19 protein-coding genes are annotated in these 17,377 nt (G+C 59.8%); all 19 read right to left on the bottom strand.

The genetic code is table 11. The annotated features are described in order from the left end of the window. Nucleotides 1-33: 33 nt before the first annotated feature. The 19 genes from Z945_RS0113825 to fabF all read right to left on the bottom strand — a co-directional run bounded on the left by Z945_RS0113825 (nt 34) and on the right by fabF (nt 17,206). The gene (locus Z945_RS0113825) at nt 34-324 is read right to left on the bottom strand and encodes a DUF7742 family protein (RefSeq protein WP_025052698.1); all 291 of its coding nucleotides are present in this window, start codon (nt 322-324) and stop codon (nt 34-36) included. Then, entirely contained in the window at nt 324-4,370 is a 4,047-nt protein-coding gene (locus Z945_RS20880; RefSeq protein ID WP_025052697.1) for a baseplate multidomain protein megatron, read from the bottom strand. Before Z945_RS20880 ends, Z945_RS0113825 begins: the two co-directional genes overlap by 1 nt. 3 nt (nt 4,371-4,373) lie before the next feature. Continuing rightward, nucleotides 4,374-4,811 (bottom strand): NlpC/P60 family protein, encoded by a 438-nt coding sequence (locus tag Z945_RS0113815; protein WP_152541132.1) that lies wholly within the window; start codon nt 4,809-4,811, stop codon nt 4,374-4,376. After that, nucleotides 4,808-5,695 carry a DUF2163 domain-containing protein gene (locus tag Z945_RS0113810; RefSeq protein ID WP_025052695.1) on the bottom strand — a complete coding sequence of 296 codons (888 nt, stop codon included), beginning with the start codon at nt 5,693-5,695 and terminating at the stop codon, nt 4,808-4,810. The genes Z945_RS0113815 and Z945_RS0113810 overlap by 4 nt, the downstream gene beginning before the upstream one ends. Continuing rightward, nucleotides 5,695-6,327 (bottom strand): DUF2460 domain-containing protein, encoded by a 633-nt coding sequence (locus Z945_RS0113805; protein WP_025052694.1) that lies wholly within the window; start codon nt 6,325-6,327, stop codon nt 5,695-5,697. Before Z945_RS0113805 ends, Z945_RS0113810 begins: the two co-directional genes overlap by 1 nt. 27 nt (nt 6,328-6,354) lie before the next feature. Continuing rightward, the gene (locus Z945_RS0113800; protein WP_025052693.1) at nt 6,355-7,017 is read right to left on the bottom strand and encodes a phage tail tape measure protein; all 663 of its coding nucleotides are present in this window, start codon (nt 7,015-7,017) and stop codon (nt 6,355-6,357) included. Beyond that, a complete protein-coding gene (locus Z945_RS0113795; RefSeq protein ID WP_025052692.1) occupies nt 7,010-7,213 on the bottom strand; it encodes a rcc01693 family protein in 204 nt (67 codons plus the stop codon). Before Z945_RS0113795 ends, Z945_RS0113800 begins: the two co-directional genes overlap by 8 nt. Continuing rightward, a complete protein-coding gene (locus Z945_RS0113790; protein ID WP_025052691.1) occupies nt 7,210-7,524 on the bottom strand; it encodes a gene transfer agent family protein in 315 nt (104 codons plus the stop codon). The genes Z945_RS0113795 and Z945_RS0113790 overlap by 4 nt, the downstream gene beginning before the upstream one ends. Before the next feature lie 2 nt (nt 7,525-7,526). Beyond that, the gene (locus Z945_RS0113785) at nt 7,527-7,949 is read right to left on the bottom strand and encodes a phage major tail protein, TP901-1 family (protein WP_025052690.1); all 423 of its coding nucleotides are present in this window, start codon (nt 7,947-7,949) and stop codon (nt 7,527-7,529) included. Between the two features lie 27 nt (nt 7,950-7,976). Then, complete coding sequence (locus tag Z945_RS0113780; RefSeq protein WP_025052689.1) at nt 7,977-8,387, bottom strand: DUF3168 domain-containing protein; 411 nt, start codon at nt 8,385-8,387, stop codon at nt 7,977-7,979. Next, nucleotides 8,384-8,722 carry a phage head closure protein gene (locus Z945_RS0113775; protein ID WP_025052688.1) on the bottom strand — a complete coding sequence of 113 codons (339 nt, stop codon included), beginning with the start codon at nt 8,720-8,722 and terminating at the stop codon, nt 8,384-8,386. Before Z945_RS0113775 ends, Z945_RS0113780 begins: the two co-directional genes overlap by 4 nt. Beyond that, nucleotides 8,719-9,318 carry a head-tail connector protein gene (locus Z945_RS0113770; protein WP_025052687.1) on the bottom strand — a complete coding sequence of 200 codons (600 nt, stop codon included), beginning with the start codon at nt 9,316-9,318 and terminating at the stop codon, nt 8,719-8,721. Before Z945_RS0113770 ends, Z945_RS0113775 begins: the two co-directional genes overlap by 4 nt. A gap of 158 nt (nt 9,319-9,476) precedes the next feature. Continuing rightward, the gene (locus Z945_RS0113765; protein ID WP_025052686.1) at nt 9,477-10,640 is read right to left on the bottom strand and encodes a phage major capsid protein; all 1,164 of its coding nucleotides are present in this window, start codon (nt 10,638-10,640) and stop codon (nt 9,477-9,479) included. A gap of 23 nt (nt 10,641-10,663) precedes the next feature. Then, entirely contained in the window at nt 10,664-11,227 is a 564-nt protein-coding gene (locus Z945_RS0113760) for an HK97 family phage prohead protease (protein WP_037971315.1), read from the bottom strand. Between the two features lie 89 nt (nt 11,228-11,316). Continuing rightward, nucleotides 11,317-11,541 (bottom strand): GTA head formation protein, RCAP_rcc01685 family, encoded by a 225-nt coding sequence (locus tag Z945_RS0113755; protein ID WP_025052684.1) that lies wholly within the window; start codon nt 11,539-11,541, stop codon nt 11,317-11,319. Next, nucleotides 11,534-12,706 carry a phage portal protein gene (locus tag Z945_RS0113750; RefSeq protein ID WP_025052683.1) on the bottom strand — a complete coding sequence of 391 codons (1,173 nt, stop codon included), beginning with the start codon at nt 12,704-12,706 and terminating at the stop codon, nt 11,534-11,536. Before Z945_RS0113750 ends, Z945_RS0113755 begins: the two co-directional genes overlap by 8 nt. Nucleotides 12,707-12,890: 184 nt before the next feature. After that, a complete protein-coding gene (locus Z945_RS0113745) occupies nt 12,891-14,234 on the bottom strand; it encodes a DNA-packaging protein (RefSeq protein WP_479665253.1) in 1,344 nt (447 codons plus the stop codon). A 524-nt stretch (nt 14,235-14,758) separates the two neighbouring features. Further along, on the bottom strand, nt 14,759-15,946 hold the full coding sequence (gene mltG / locus Z945_RS0113740) for an endolytic transglycosylase MltG (RefSeq protein ID WP_025052681.1): 1,188 nt from the start codon (nt 15,944-15,946) through the stop codon (nt 14,759-14,761). Nucleotides 15,947-15,949: 3 nt separating this feature from the next. Continuing rightward, nucleotides 15,950-17,206 (bottom strand): beta-ketoacyl-ACP synthase II, encoded by a 1,257-nt coding sequence (gene fabF, locus Z945_RS0113735; protein WP_025052680.1) that lies wholly within the window; start codon nt 17,204-17,206, stop codon nt 15,950-15,952. Nucleotides 17,207-17,377 lie beyond the last annotated feature (171 nt).

The following is a 17,377-nucleotide window of genomic DNA, read 5'->3' as shown; positions in this document are numbered from 1 at the left end:
AGCATTTTTCTGATCACGATATGTCAAAGAAACTTACACTACTTCGCAAGCCTTCTGTTCCAGTCGCTGCAAGACCTCCATAAAACAGGCGCGATAATCGGGATTGTCAAAGCTTGGTTCAGGTTCCGGCACATGCCTGAAGGCCGCTCCACGCAGCGTGCCGTTGCCATAGACCGGATGTAGCTTGCCTAATTTGCGAAGAAATCGGTCCGCCGTTTCCGCTTCCGCAAACATTTGCGCGCAAAGCGCACTCCGGCTTTCACGCGGCACTTTCAGCAAAACCCGCGCTGCGCCAGAGACATCGCTATAATAGACCCGTCGCATCAGCCCACAACACGCAAACGCTGGACCAGCCCGGCGCCATATATGGCCGAAACCTGCGCCACTGTAATATCAAAGGGTGCCACAGACCCGTCAGCGGCCTGCATCATAGCCGTATAGGTCCACTCCGGACTTGAAGTCATGGTCTCCCTCAGCACTTCTGTCCCCTGGATGATCCGCAGCAGATAGCTTTCTGTCTCTTCGCCCAGCGGCACCTCCGGTGCCTCCCAACTATCGCCATTGATGCGCGTGCGCCTGATCCAATTGACCGTGTATGACCTATCGCCCTGCCTGACGGCTTGGAGGTGACACGGGCTATAGGGGCGTAGCCCGTTACCATCAAAAGCTTGAACGATGTGGCGATACGAAGGATCATCCAGCCCGCGCCGCGCTGGCCCGATCCGGAAATTCTGCGCAACACGCCGCAGGTTGGGGCTTAGCTCAATCTGCGAAGGAGTGCCATCGAGCAGGACGAAATTCGATCCCGCAGGCCAGCTTCCCGGCATCAACCCATCCGAGCCCGCCTGCCCCCTCAGACGTTTCCTCAACCAATAGGTACGTGGGGCCACCAATTGTGCTTCAGCGAACTGGAACACTTCCCATTGATCAAAGCTTCCGTCGCCGATCGCAGCTGTGTTCGCCCCCGCCAACAGCGCGTCTTCGGTGACTGAAGACAAGGTTCCGCTGACCAATTCGACTTCAAGCACATCCCCCCGGTCCACCACCCCAGAACAGGCAAACGGCAATGCGGTGCGCGTTACACCCATGATCGACCGCGTCGGAATGATCTTGTTCAATTGATAATTCGCATCCGTGCTGGAAGAGTACAGCGCTGCCGGTCCAGGCCAGGGCTGCGCTGTTGCCGCGATATGAGGGGCATGCGGCACCTCATCACCACGGATCAACGGCAGATCAAGGAAATGAGACAGAATTGGTGTTGGTGCGACAAAGGCACGGGCCTGTACCACCTCGTCAAATATATCGGCCATATCGTAGACTTGCGGCTCGATCCGCACACCTTCGATCAGCTGCAGATTAGACTGCTCTACTCGGTCAATCCGGTAGAGCGCAGGGCGCTCCGAACCGTCCGCAGACAGTTCAAACACATCGCCCGCACCGAGGTTCATCTGGGACGGCGGCAGAGCGAGCCGAACGGTATCGCGCGCCACCCGCGCCTCCGTTAGCCAACGTTCGACCACCTGACGCCCCTCTCCCCGTGTCAGGGCAAGATTGATTTCCGATCCGGAAACAGAATGCGTCGCTTCATCCGCGAGAACCGCTTCCTCCGCGATGACGTCAAAATCAGCATCCGCCTGGACGAAACGCAGTCGCATCCGGCCCGAGACTTCGGCATCTGCTTCCCGGGTCTGCTCAACCGTGCCATCCAGCTCTGCACTTACCGCAAGTGAACCTTGCTCAAGCGGCACCGGATCCAGACCGTCGCGCATGCGAAATTGCAGCAGCCCATCGCGTTCAATTGCATCAAACCCGTAACGGATCATCAAAGGCTGCAAAGCGGCCCTCGCGTCGCTGACCTGATCCACCGCATAGCCGCGCACATAGCCATACAGACCTGCTGTGCTGAACGCCTTAAGCCCAGCGCGGGTGCAAATCTCGGCGACGACAGACGCCAGTGTGCGCCCCGCAGTACGCCCGTTGATCCAATGACCCCGCGTATAGTTCTCTCCGTCACTCCATTTGTCGACATTGTTTGGGAAAAACGGATAGGGCCGCGTATCAAACGCCCAAACGAAAGCACGGCTCATGTCCAACATCCTGCCCTCGTATTCTGTCGACAGCGGATTGTTATTCGGATCATTCCAATGCTCTGACATCGCGCGCAGATACTGCATCTGCATCAATTCATCCCGCGCGCCCGTCGAGAAATAAGGTAGTTTCCCTTCAGAGCTTTTGCGATCCAGAAACTTGTTCGGTTGGTTTGCGCCTTTATCGATCGCAGCACAGCCATATTCCGTGAACCAGATCGGCTTGGATTGCGGCAGCCAAGCTGTTGGGGATGCACGACGTTGTCCGTTTACACGCTCGTGATGGGTGTTTTCCCACCAGCTGCGCACGTCCTTGTACCGGTAGATCCAGGGCTCGAAGTAAGCCTCGTCCGTGATCTCCGTCCGGATTTGCGCCTGCCGCGCTTCGGTAGAATGGTAGTACCAATCAAACCCCTCGCCGCCTTCAATATTGGCTTTGAGGTACTCCAGATTGTAAATTGAATCCCATGTCTGACCGTCCAAATGCTCCTCGGTGTCGCGCCAATCGGCCAGCGGCATATAGTTATCAATACCGATGAAATCGATGTTGGGGTCAGCCCAAAGCGGGTCAAGGTGAAAGTACCTGTCGCCAGTTCCATCCTGCGGCTGATAGCCAAAATATTCAGACCAGTCAGCGGCATAGCTGATCTTGGTATTCGGCCCAAGGATCAGCCGCACCTGCGCCGCAATTGCCCTTAGCTTTTGCACAAACACAAAAGCCCCGCCGCCGCCACGCAGCTGTGTCATGCCGCGCATTTCGGATCCGATGCAGAACGCCTCTACCCCACCGGCCTCTGCACACAACATGGCATTGTGAAGAATAAATCGGGAGAAGGTCCAGTGGAGACGCGTGTCTTCTTCGGTTTCGTCGTCCTCGCCCTCGCTTTCAGCTTCTGTCTCACCCTCGGCCTCGCCGCCTCCCTCGCCCTCGCCAATGGTGTCCCCTTCCTCTTCTTCTTCCCATTCGGGAAGATAACGGATCACGCCGTCCTCCACTTCAAAGTCTTCCGCCACCGCGCCGCCAAAGAACGCATCTATTTCGTCATTCGCCAAAGGTGTCTGATCAGGACTTCCCGGCTGTCCCGGGGCTTTGGACAAGGTGATACGCCCGCGCCACGGCAGATTGGGCTGAAACTCATTGTCGCTGTAGGGGTCAGGCAGATCGTTGCCTTTGTAGGGATCCATAAGAATGAAGGGATAGAACATCACCTCTTGTCCAGCAGTCCTAAGCGCTTTAATCGCTTCGATCACCGAGGCGTCCGTCGGCGTGCCCCCGTAGATCGGGCGACCTTCTTCCTGAACGATGGCTTGCGCCTCTTCACGGACCAGACCAGAGACATTCCACGGCATGTCTGCAGAATCGAAAAACGGGTTCTCGACCTTCGGTCTAATGCTACATTCCCCACATCTTAGGTCATCTCCGAACCACGACACCACAAGCGATGCCGCTTTGAGGTTCGGCAACTCTTCTGTCATCGCTTCCGTGGCTACGGTGAAATCGGGCTTACCCTGCGGGGTCGAAATATTGGCGCTGGTGAAAGCACCAGTTGATTGCTGAAAATTAACCGGGGTCGTGGCCAGCGCGTATTCCCCCGTTCCAGGGATCAGCGCGACACCCTCAATGCCAAAAGCGGGAGTGTGCTCCTGTCCTGCGACACCGGGCTGCTCCGCTCTCAAAACCTCGAACGAGAATTGCGGCACGCGGTTACCAAAGGCAGCAAGCCCGATGTCTTCCATCACCACATAGGCAGTACCTCGATAGGCTGGCACTCTGCCCGCCCCTTCGATGGCTTCCATTACTGGATCAGGCAATTGATCTGCTGTGCCGTGATAGACCCGCATGTTCAGGTCATCTGTGGCCACTTCCTGTCCATCGGCCCAAACCCGACCCACTCGCAGAATTTCGCCCTCACATAAAGCCACGGCGAGGCTGACTGAATAGCTGTATTCGGTGGTTGTCGGCTGCGATCTGCTGCCCTTACCGCCGCCGCTCGTGGTGGTTGTTTCCTGAAAATCGGACGCCCAGATGATATGCCCGCCCAATCGCATCCTGCCATAGGTCTGCGCAATCGGGTCGCCCTCTCCTGCACTGGTAAGCCGAATGCGATCTACCTTGCCGGTCTCAATCGCCTGACCACCCTGCCCCAGCAGGCGCTGATCGATGACGCGGCCCAACGTGGCCCCCACCGCGCGGCCAATGGCAACCGATGAAAGACCCGCAAGTGTGCCACCGACAGAGCCGCCGATTGCAGCACCTGCCACAGAAAAAAGGACTGTTGCCATCAGTTACTCTCCTTGAGGAAATTCAAATCGCGCCACAATGCGCCGCTGCCAAGGCAGGCTGAGCGGGCTTTCGACCACGCCATGGCCGGTATATGCATGGATAAAGCTGGGGGCTGCGCCGACTGCACTCTGGACGCCCAGGTGTTTGGCCACACTCTGGCCGCGCATCCTAAATAGCAGCACATCACCGACCGCCGCCTCAACGCGCGGCTTCGCGCTTAAGTGCCGGCCTGCTGCCGCCCACAGCCGCTCGTCACCCTGCGGCTCAGACCAATCCATAGTGTACGCCGGAATCACCTCTGGCTCCGCACCGAACCGCTCGCGCCAAATGCCACGCAGTAGCCCCAAACAATCGCATCCCGCGCCTAAAGCGGAACTTTGATGCACATAAGGTGTCCCGATCCACTGCCTTGCTGCCCGTACGATGTCATCACCGCTCATCGCAATGACCCGCCTGAGTTGGTTCCTGTGACTTTCGGCACCGCAATCACCCAGTCTTCGCCCGGAATGTCCGGGAAACCCTGAAAATTCAGCAAGTTGTTAAACTTCAGCCGACAGGTCTCCATCTGTTTGTTGCACCCTGCAATCAGCTTGATCTGTGTCCCGCTGCTGACATCGCCCTTGATAGGCTCCCACAACTCAATGGTGCGTGTTTTGCCGCGCACCCGGTCGTGTTTGATCAAGCCGAAAAGACCCTTTGCCGGCCCTTCCAGCACGTTGACCCGCCCGCGGATAAAGAATTCCTCGTCGAACCCCGGCAGACTGTCCCAGATAAACCGTCGACCTTCTTCCTGCACATCGACAGGCAGGGTTAGCGTATAGCCCGGCAGCGTCGTATCAAACCGGCACTGGGCGTCCCCAAGCACAGCCGTGCACGGCTTTTGGTACACGCGCCCCAACGTTCGGTTCAGCGCTTCCGTCAACCCCCGTAATTCGGCCCTGAACGCCCCGTCGGCACGGCGTATCTCACCAATTGTGCCCCGAAACTGAAGCCAGCGCTGGCTCACGTCTGCCCAGTTGACCAGCCAAGCCACCACCTCGGCGCCATCAAACCGTCCCTGCTCGATCTCGTCTTCACGGATCGATGCATCGCTGAGCGCGCCGATGGCTTCCGTATTGTCCACCGCCAGCCCCGTGGTCTGCGCAATCGCCTTGGCGCTCAGCCCCGCATCCGCGCGAAAGGTCGCGCCGTTGAACACGAGCGGCAAATCGTGGTCCGTAAAAGCAAAGGCTACACCGTCGCTCCGGGTGATCTGCCACGCATGGCAAACGGTTGTCAGCCCCCCCTCAAGATGCGCCTGCAGCGCAGGATCAATACCAGCCATCAGATCCGCACCTCGATCACCGGCACCGATGGCACCTGTCCCGCTTGAAAGCTCTCGACGCTCGTCAAGATGCGGTCGGTATCAAAGCGCACCGGCACATCAAATTCATACCCCGCATAGATTTCCATATCCGGATCTGGCGGATGGGCAAATGTGATGATGCCCGTGGTCGGATCAACTTCGTAATCCAGCCCCTCCTGCAATTCATCCTGCTCCACGCCGACCTTAACCGATCCGGCAACAGGCTTGCTGATCGGACGGCGGTAAAACTGATCACCGGACCGGTAGGTTTTCATGATCTGGAAATCCCGGTCGACACCGTTGCCATAGCCAATGCTTTGGTCGTCAAAGACAGGTGCCAGCGTCGCGCGACCCGACTTGTAATCAGCCCAGTCTTTCCAGCGAAAGGCGTGCATCTGGCCCATCCGCGCTTCAAAAAACCCGATCAAGACCTGCAAATCATCAATGGACCGCATTCCAAGCCCTGCATCATAGCTCCGCCGTGAATGAGCCCAGGGCGTGTTGCGCTCCTCGAACCCGTTGGCCAGCGTGACCACATCGGTGCGCCGCTGCGGTCCACCCAGCGATCCAAAACTCAGCGTGGGGGGAAATCTTACCTCGTGAAACGCCATCAACCTGCTCCTGTCATCTATACTTTTTCAGCGATTGCGATTGCCCGACGACAACGCCCGGCTCATCTGTGCTGCGATCTGCGATTGGGACCGCTGGAACCCCTGCACATCCGGTGTGGTGATATGCATCACGACCGATGGACCGCCGCTGCTTCCCCCTCCGCGCACGCCCAGCTTGCCATCGGGTCCGCGCGCCAGCGGCATGATTGCCTCCGGCCCAGCTTCGCCCATAAGCCCCGTGCCACCGCGCATCGGAAAGGTCGTCGCACCGCTCACCAAGCCGCCCTGAGCGAAGGGCATCACCTTGCCCTGCGAAAATGCGGCCCCGTCGGCAAAGGGCAGGATACCCTGCATCAGCGATCCGAAACCCTGACTGATCAGCCCACCGAAATGGTCGGTGACAGGCTTCATTGCAGCGTTGTACGTGGTGTTTGCCAATGACTGGGCCACGGACTTCAGCGCATCCGACATCTTCATGCCGTCGAAAACCACCCCGTCAAACGCCTTGCGCAGCCCCCGGCTCAGACCCTTCTCAAGCGTCTGCACATCCTTGCCTGTCGCCGCCAGCGATGCAGACATTCGGCGCAACTCGCCATCAAACCCTGCGACCAGTGCGCCTGTTTGCGAGAGCGTCGCGTTCAGGTCTTCCGCATGACCCTCAAGTCCGCCATAGTCATCAAAATTAGCCATTCTCAGACCCTTTCGTTTTGTCGGGATACGCGGCCATCAACGCCGCCAATCCATCGCTTAACATCGGCTTGTCCGTGCCCGCCGCACCCAGCATCACTTGCAACTCCACCGGCGTCAGCGCCCAAAATTCATCGGGTTTCAGACCCAGACCATGCAGGCCCACCCGCACCAGGGCGGGCCAGTCCAGGCCCTTCACTCCGGCACCACAAAAGCCCGTGCCAGCAACTCCGCCGCCGCTTTCGCCGCTGCCATAGGACCACCCTCGATCCGGGCTGCCGCGATCTCTGCGTCGGTCATATCCAACCCACCCCCGCGCAAACCTGCCCCCAAGAGCGCCACAACGTCCCGGCTTTTGAACCGGCTGGCCTCAAAGCGCTCCACCAGCCCGACAAGCGATGCCTCACCCAAACCCTCTTCCAGCTCTGCCAAAGCGCCCAGCGTCAACCGCGCTACACAACGTTTGCCATCCAGCACCAACGCCACGTCTCCCCGCCACCGGTTCGCCATGCTCAGACCACCAGATCAGGCGTAAAAACCAGAATGCCCGCCGACTGCAGGCTCAGCTCATAGGTCGCCTCGCCGTTCAACTGGCCCGCATATTCAAGAGAGGTCACCTGAAACGGCCCCTGCACCACGCCAAACTCGGGAATGATGATCTGGAAATCGGGCGTCAGCCCGTCAAAGAACAACTGCCGCGCCCGTTCGTCGGTGCCCTCGTCCCGGAACACGCCCGATCCGCTAATTGCAGCAGATCGTACACCGGCCCCCGCCAGCAACTCACGCCAGCCCCCTTCGCTGTCCAGCGTGGTCACATCCACGGTCTCGGCGTTGAAGCTGACCCGCGTGGCACGCAGCCCGGCGATGGTTTCAAACTGACCATCACTGGTCATATCCACTTTGACCAAAAGGTCCTTACCTGCCTGAACAGCCATCATAGTTCTCCTTGAGAATACAAAAAATCAGTCGTCCTGAACCCGCGCAGTAAAGCGCAGATCAATCTGCCGGGTTGCGGCACTTTCCACCCGCGCCACCCGCGCGCGATCGAACCGCATCGATACCAGCCGGCCACGCGCAAGGCTCAATGCCGCTTCATGCAATACATCGCTGATCGCCCCCGCAGCGGCCTTAGCCTGCGAAAATCCGGGCCTCGACGTGATGACCGACACGGTCAGCCGGTGCACAGCACCTGCGCCACTGCCGTCCGACGCATCGCGGACTTCCTCACTGCCCAGCCGCACATAAATGGGCGGTAAGCTTCCACTCGGCATGGCGTCATACACCGCTGACCCCACGATTGCCCCAAGGACAGCGTCCCCCACCAGCGCATCGTAAACTGCTGCTTGCAACGGCCCTGACATGGCAAAACTCATACCGCGACCTCCTCTTGCGCAAAGCAGGTCAGATAGCGGCCCTCGGGGTGTCGCTCTGCCACTGCTTCAATGGTGAAAATGCGTGTACCGTGGCGCAGGCGCTGCTGCGGCTTGGGCCGCTCGGGGGTGCCAAAAGGGGCGCCGCGCACCGTGATCTTGTACCCAACACGGCTCGTCGGTGCGCCGATGTTGGCCGTCTCCCGCCCGCTCCCGGCTTTGATCTCGGCCCACAGCGTGCCCAACACGATCCAGCCTTCGATAAATCCACCAGAGCCATCACTGACCCGCTCGGGCGCTTCCAACACCAGCGCCTGATTGAGACGCGGCAAACTCATGCACTTGCTCCGGTGCCGATCCGAATATGCTTGTAGCGCTCGATCAGGCTTGAGACGCCAAAGGGCATGCAGCCTTTGCTCAGGCCCGTGTCATGACGGTACTCATAGTAATGCGCCGCCAGCATCAGCACCGCCTGGCGCAGATCCGCAGGGACATCTTCCCAAACAGATGCAAACCCCGCAGCAAAGGTGATTACCACGGAGCCACTCATTGGCACTGGTGGCAAGGAATTGCCCGTGGCGCGCAGCATCGGCGTCAGGTTGTCTTTCTCCAACCACCAAACCGCTGCACTGACCAAGCTGCGCTGACCATCCCGCGTCACCCGCTCCACGCTTGCAACCTCCACAATCGGCGCTGCGGGCAGCGTGAAGGCTTCGGAATTGCGCCATTTCGTGACTGTGGTCGAAAACTCGCGCTGCAACAGCACCTTGCCCGTCCGCGCCTCGACCGCCGCGATTGCCGCCCGCAGAAAGGAATTCAACACCGCGTCCTGCGTGTCATCAGGGCCAAAGCCACTGCCCAACCGCAGATGCGCCTTGAATGCTTCGACCGGCACCGCCGCGTCTAAGATTGGTGTCTGTTCAATCAACATCATGGAAGTCTCCAAATTTCTTTCCCCGTCCGGGTCAGGAAAACCCGGACGCGCGGCCTCCTGCCCTGCTCGGTCAGAGGGGAGCAGCTAGGCAAAGCAGGTATCGCGGTCGCGCGCCCGGACCGGGGTCAAGTTACCCCGGCCCCGGTATCCGCTACCGCTTATGCGACGCCGAATTTCAACAGTTTGATCGCGGCAAAGTCGCTCACATCACCACCCACGCGTTTGGTCGCATAGAACAGCACATGCGGTTTGGCGCTAAAGGGATCGCGCAGGATGCGCAGATCGGGACGCTCGGCCACGGTATAACCTGCACGGAAATCACCAAACGCGATTGCAAAGCTGTCGCTGCCCGCATCCGGCATGTCCTCGGCCACCAGCACCGGATAGCCCATCAGCATCGCAGGCTCACCCGCTGCCAGACCGTCAGACCAAAGGAACCGCCCATCCGCATCCGTCAGCTTGCGCACGCGGCCTGCTGTCTTTGAGTTCATGACGAAAGCACCATTGGCGCGGTACTGCGCTCCCAGTGCGTAAACCAGCTCAATGATCGCATCGGGTGTGACTTCACCGTCAATTTCCGTCGGCACATAACCAAGGTTGCCCCAGGTCCAGACGTCATTGTCGACCGCTGTGTGGGTCAGGAACCCCTTGGGCTTGTCGATCCCGTCACCGCTTACGAACGCGGCGGCCTCTGCGCGGGCAAACTTGTCCGCAATACGGGCCGCCAGCCAACCCTCGATGTCAAATGCACTGTCATCCAGCAGACGCTGCGATGCCTTCGGCAAAGCACTCAACTCATGCAGGCCAATGGTGATACGGTCAATTTGCGGCGTGTCCGTCTCCGTGACAGAGCTATTCTCCGTGGCCCAACCGGCACCCACCTCCGTGTGATCCACCAGCACGTCATAAGAGGTCGCCTCGACCTGAACGACGCTTGCAATCGCACGGATCGACGCGGTGGCATTCAGCACCGACTGTACAGTCGCGCTGGTCTGTGGATCGACCAGATAGCCGCCATCCGAATTCACCGCCGTAGACAGCGATTTTCCCTCGAGCTCCAAACCGCGCAACCCGTCATCATCGCCGTTGCGCAGATACATGTTGAACGCCTTCTGATGCGGTGCGCCCGCATCCGTGGCACCGCCCAGAGGTGTTCGTGCAGGCATAGTCATTTTTCGATCCAGCATGGTCATCCGCTCTTCTGTTTGTTGAAGTTTTGTCTCGATTTCAGCCTGAAAGCCCTTGAAGTCAGTGACAAATCCCGTCACCGCCGCGCGCACTTCCTCAGCCGGGGAAATCTCCCCGTTTGTCGTCTTGCTCATCCGTCACTCCCGAATTTGTCGCGTTACTCCGACGCGAGCCCCCGCTCCGCCATCTCGGCCCGCGCCCCCTCAAAGGTCGCTGCCATCTCCCGCAGAATTTCGCCGACATGGGCAAAATCGCCCTTGCCCGCCACCCGCGCACTGGGCAGCATCGGAAAGGTCACCAACGACACCTCCCAAAGCTCCAGTTCCGACAAGAGCCGCTGGCCCTTGGTGTTCTTGCTGGCCTTCACCGTGCGGTAGCCGATCGACAACCCATCAATCGCCCCCGCCGCGATCAGCGCCGCCGCCTCGCGACCCTTCTCGACCGAAGACAGGATGCGTCCCTTCACGAACAGGCCCTTTGCATCCTCGCGCACTTCATCCCAAACCCCGATGGGCTGTGTGGGATCATGCTGCCACAGCATCTTGATTTTGCGCCCGGCGGCCTTCACAGCCTTCAGCGACACACCATAGGCGCCTGCCTCGACCAGATCGCCGCCCTGATCCACCGCGCCGAACAGGCTGGCGTAGCCGCTGATCTCGGTGCCGCCCTCGACCTCTGCGACCTCTTCAAACGCCATGAACTTGCGCTCCAGCGCTGGCATCACGCCCGACACATCTTTCCCGTTCTCCGGCCCAAAGCCGAAGTCCCTCACGTCATATCCCATGACGTCCTCCTTGAAATTCCGCGCCCTCAGGGGGCCACCACCAGCACGCCCTGTACCGCCTGCGCCAGGATCACCGCGACGACCCCGTAAACCGTCAGCCACAAGCGCTTTTCCATCCGTTCCATCATGGCCTCCAGCCGGTCCAGCCGCTCCAGCATGTTGGCATGATGGATCGCACTCACCCGCTCATGTGCTTCCAACCTTAGCCCCGGCGCACAATCGAACCGCTCATATACCCCTGGATCAGCCATCATTCGCCACCGCTGGCAGCCCCAACAGATTGCGCTTTTCAGCCTCTGTCAGGAAATCAGCCGCCGCCACCCGCGCCCATTGCGCATCCCGCTCTGCCGACAGGGCAGGCACCTGATCCAAATCCGGTTTGATCTCGATGGGTGCGCCGGTGAAGCCGTCAAGCCAGTTTGCCAGCGCCGCCGTCACCCGTGTTGCCAGCGGTAAGACTGTCAGACGATAAAACGCACGGTGGGCCTCTTGATAATTGGCATAGGTGGCATCCCCTTGAATACCCAGCAACATTGGCGGCACCCCGTAGGCCAGCGCAATCTCCCGCGCCGCCGCCTCCTTGGTCTTCTGGAACTCCATGTCCGAGGGCGAGAACCCCATCGGCTTCCAGTCCAGCCCACCCTCCAGCAACATGGGCCGACCCGCATTGCGTGCCCCCTGATGATGGCTCTCCATCTCAGCCACCAGGCGGTCGTATTGATCGGAGTTCAGATGCCCCTGACCCTCTGCACCCTTGTAGACAATCGCACCCGATGGCCGCGCCGCATTGTCCAGTAGCGCCTTGGACCAACGCGAGGCTGCGTTGTGTACATCCAGCGCCATTGCCGCTGCCTGCATCGGCGCAAACCCATAGTGGTCATCCTGCGGATGGAACGCCTTGATATGACAGATCGGTGAGGCCCCCTCGGCCACGCCAAAGCGGTGCTTGCGCCCGCCCACCGCGTATTCATAGGCCACCGGCCAGCCATCGGCCCCCGGCACCACCGACATCCGGTCAGAGCGCAGTACATGCAACTCCTGCGGCATGCCCTCGCCCACCGCCTCGACATATCCGCTGCCTGACAACAGCAGCTGCGCGTAGAGCGCCTCAAGCAATTCCGCCCGCCCCTGCGCCGCGTTGGGCCGCGCCAGCAGTGACACGATGGGATGCGTGTCATAGCGCCGCTCGGCGTCCTGCACGACCAATGGCAGCGCCGCTGCGGCCTCTGCGATCAGCTTGACGGACCGAAACCCGACAGGGTTGCCGCAAAACCCAACCTTGGTAAGGCTCACCGCATCCCGCGGGCTCCAGGCCACGCGACCAGACGTGGCATAGGCCACAACCGGACCCGTCGCCGACGCCTTCTGCTCTGGCACAGATGCCGCCGCCGTGCCACGTCGCAGAAAATCAAACATATGCCCCAACTCCTTTTGCCCATCCCCCGGTCGACACCCTGTGTTGTCCGGCTTGAAAACAAATTGCCTCAAAGAGTTTAATTCTCGGTGACCCCACCGTGCGCAGGGGGATGCAACACCCCGTAAAAAAGAGGCGCGCGGATCGAAACCCGCGCGCCTCAATCTCTTCAAAGAAAATGGCCCCTCACAAGGACCGCACCGCAGGCCGCCGCCAATGTGCTGCCGGCTCAATCATCAGCTCATGCAGCGCCCAGACCAGCGCATCGACCCGGTCGGGTGATCCGCCCCCCTCGAACCCACGTGCAGTCATCCGGCACATCTGGTCCTCCAACGCATCAAGCCCGCGCATATGCGACACGCGCCCCTGCTCATAAAGCGCCGCCACAGGCTCCGCCCGTGCGACCTTCCCGCGTGAGGCGTGGACCGATTTGAGCGGCACCAGTGGATCAACCTGCCGCAGGACTTCACCCACCATGGCACCCCCTTGATTGACCTCCGCCACAAGCTTGTCCCCGCCGTAGTGCTCCATCGCTACAATCGCTGCCTTGGCCCATCCCGAAGGAGTTGCGCCCTGCACCGTACAATCTGCCAGCACCACCGCGCGCCAATCCTGTACCGGCCCCTGTGTCACAGCACCCACGACCACGATGCCACATTCGTCCGCCGATGCCCCCGAAGATGCCGCAGGGTCCAATCCTACGACAATCCTGTCAAACGAGGGGGCAATATCCAGCCGCCCGGCTTCCAATGCCTCGGACGTCCACAGCGCCCCTTCCGCATCGGCCAAAAGCACGCCGTCCAACTCCTGACGCCCCAGCCGCGTGCCTTTGTACCGGGCCTTGACCTCCTCCAGAAAGGATGTCGCCAGATTGGCCGCATTCGCTTGTGTCGGCGCATGGGTCTTCACCGTGGACGGCGACGCCATCAACCGTTTCAGCACATCCAAGTTGCGCGGGGTCGTTGTCACACAGACGCGCGGATCATCCCCCAGCCGCAGCGCAAATTGCAACTGGTCCCAGGTTTCCTGTCCACGTTTCCACTTGGCCAATTCATCCACCCAGGCCGCATCAAACTGTGGCCCGCGCAGTCCTTCGGGATCGTGGGCGGTATGTACCGTCGCAATCGCGCCATTGGGCCAGACCAGCCGCTTGCGCCCAGCCTCCCATGTCGGACGACGGTCTTCTGGAGAACACGCAAGGATGCCGCTGTCGCCAAAGATCATCACTTCGCGCACCTGATCTATTGTCTCGCCCACCAGTGCAATGCGCCGACATTTGCCCGCGTCCAGCGGCCTCGACCCTTCTACCACCGAACGCACCCATTCAGCACCGGCGCGGGTCTTGCCTGCCCCCCGGCCGCCGAGGATGACCCAGGTTCGCCAGGCACCCTCGGGCGGCAGTTGATGCTCCATCGCCCAGAACTCAAAGAGATAAGGCAGCGCCAGAAGCTCCTCCTCGCTCAACTCATTCAAGAACTCGTCTTGCAGATCCGCATCTGCGGAGGCGATCCAGCTTGCACCCGATTTCAACCCGGGCTCTGTCCAGATCGAAGGCGTAGCCTCCCTTTGCAATACCAGCTTGCTTGCTTCTGCACTCATTGAGATAAACCTCTGCTTTGGCGCACTGCGTGACCAACTCCTTGAGCTTGCCCAAGGATTGCTTCGCCGCCGTTTCATTCATGGTTCCGTCAGACTGGGCGTCCTGAGTCAGCCCTTCGATCTCTCGTCTGAGATCGGTTATCGCACCCCGCAAGGTGTCCAGTACGTCTGATGCGTTTCTGACTTCTTGATCTTGGGTAACAGTCGTCATGGTGGCTCATACCTCTTGTATGGTCCCCAACCGAACAGACACAAAAAAACGACTTTCGGGAATGTCCCAAAGCCGCTCGCCCATGTCCTCTAGCATGTCAAAATCTATACGTTAGACCGTGCGCAAAGTCAAGAAAAAGAGAGTTAACAAAACCCTGTAGGACCGTGCGATCATTCACAAATCAAAGGTAAATAAGGGTGCCACCCCGTCCCCGCGGGGACAGGAGGGCATCATGTGACGGGTGTCAATCCGTGCCGCCGGTAGATGCATTTCCTGCAGCTGCGGCGCCACGCTCCGCTTCGATCTGCCGCCAGCGCGCCACATTGGCGTTATGCTCTGCAAGGGTCACCGCAAAAGCGTGGCCGCCTGTGCCGTCCGCAACGAAAAAGATGTATTCGCTCTCGTCCGGCTGTGCTGCTGCCATCAGGCTGGCACGTCCGGGGTTGGCAATGGGTGTGGGTGGTAGACCATCAATGACATAGGTATTCCAGGGCGTCTCGGCCCGGAGCTCAGACCGCCGCAGCCCGCGGCCCAGCACACCCTCGCCTCGAGTGATCCCGTAGATCACTGTCGGGTCTGTCTGCAATCGCATGCCTTGGTTCAAGCGGTTCACAAAAACGCTGGACACCTGACGCCGCTCTTCCGCAACGCCGGTTTCCTTCTCGATGATCGAGGCTAGCGTCAGCAATTCCTCAGGGCTGGCGATGGGCAGATCCGGATCACGCGCTTCCCAGGCTTCGGCCAAACGCGCTTCCTGTGCTGCCAGCATCCGCGCGATCACAGCGGCGCGGTCATCGCCGGGTCGCACTTCATAGCTGTCAGGCGCAAGCGTGCCTTCTGCGGGCACCTCACCGGCTTCTCCTTCCAGCAGATCCATCGACTTCATCGCATCAATGATCTGCCAGCTGGTCACACCCTCGGCCAATGCAATTCGAAAACGCGTGTCTGCCTGTGCTAAGGTCTGTGTATAGACTTCCGGCGCCTCATCAGCCTGCGGATTGAACTCCGCCCGCTCAACAAAGCGCCCTGTCGCTGGGTCAAGCTCACGCACCTGTACTGACACGCGGTTCACACCGATCCGGTAGACAACCTCGGTGCCACAAGTGCTCGCGCCGCCCTTGGTCACCGTCTCGACGATCTGCGACATAGAACTGCCCGGCTCGACCAGAAAACTACCCGCCTTCAACAGGCTGGTCTTTTCCTCATAATCTGCACCCATGCGAAAAATTGCGGCCGAGCTAACGGCCCCCTGCTCAGCCAGATCACCCGACACGCGGCGCATGGTCGATCCAGGCTTCACCTGCAAACAAATGGCCTGATCCAACGGCCCGGCAGAGGTATACTCAGACCGACCCCAAATGATCACGCCGCCCACCATGAACAACGCAACGACCAGAAAACTGATCGCATTCGACGCGATGTTGCGCCACATGGCTCAGACCTTTCCGAACAAGACGCTGGCGTTGGTGCCACCGAACCCGAATGAATTGGACAGCGCCACATTGATCTCGCGTTTAACGGCCTTGTTCGGGGCCAGATCAATAACTGTTTCCACAGCTGGGTTGTCCAGGTTGATCGTGGGCGGTGCCACCTGATCGCGGATTGCAAGGATCGAGAATATCGCCTCGATCGCGCCTGCGGCCCCCAGAAGGTGACCCGTGGCGGATTTTGTCGATGACATGGTAACCTTACCCGCATCGTCGCCCATCATCCGCTCTACTGCGCCCAATTCAATGGTGTCAGCCATGGTCGAGGTGCCATGCGCGTTGATGTAATCGATGTCTTTGGGCTCTTTGCCCGCGTTCCGCAAGGCGTTGCGCATGGAACGCTCTGCCCCTTCACCGGTCTCGGAAGGTGCAGTGATGTGATATGCATCCCCCGACAAACCATAGCCCAGAACCTCGGCATAGATCTTGGCACCGCGTGCCTTGGCGTGCTCGTATTCTTCAAGCACCACAATACCGGCACCTTCGCCCATGACAAACCCATCGCGGTCCGCATCATAGGGTCGGCTAGCCTTTTGCGGATCATCCCCACGCTTGGTGCTCAGCGCTTTACAGGCGTTGAAGCCAGCAATGCCAATCTCGCAAATCGCGGCCTCTGCCCCGCCCGCGATCATCACGTCGGCATCACCGTGCATAATAAGCCGCGAGGCATCACCAATCGCGTGCGCACCCGTCGAACAGGCCGTTACCACCGAATGGTTCGGCCCTTTAAATCCATAACGGATCGACACTTGGCCCGAGATCAGGTTGATCAATGCACCGGGGACAAAGAATGGGCTGACACGGCGCGGCCCTTTTTCTTTCATCATGATGGCAGTGTTGGCGATGGAATTCAGCCCGCCTATGCCTGAACCGATCAGCACACCAGTGCGCTCAAGGCTCTCGGTGTCTTCCGGCATCCACCCTGCATCCTCCACCGCCTGCTGGGCAGCGGCCAAACCGAACATGATGAAAGTATCGACCTTGCGCTGTTCTTTCGGAGCCATGTAGGTGTCGGCGTTGAACGTGCCATCGCTACCGTCCCCCAATGGCACTTCGCAGGCGTACTGCGTGATCAGCGCACTGGGATCGAACCCTGTAATTGGTCCTGCGCCGGACTGACCGTCCAGAATACGGCTCCAGCTTTTCTCGACACCATCAGCCAATGGCGTCACCAAACCCAAACCTGTCACCACTACTCTGCGCATCCGAATGCCCCTTTTGTCGCTTTATCAAGGCTATACCGCGCTGCGGGTGCCGGGTTCAAGGGGCAGAGCACTCCGAGGGGCGGAACCAAGCCACTTGGCAAGCGCTCCGGTTTGACCGGATTACACAAATGCCTGCTTGCGGCATTCTTTGTCGGCGTTTCTCGTGTTGTT

This window comes from Sulfitobacter noctilucae (genome assembly GCF_000622365.1).
Taxonomy (GTDB): domain Bacteria; phylum Pseudomonadota; class Alphaproteobacteria; order Rhodobacterales; family Rhodobacteraceae; genus Sulfitobacter; species Sulfitobacter noctilucae.
This window is presented reverse-complemented; position numbering and strand designations above follow the sequence as displayed.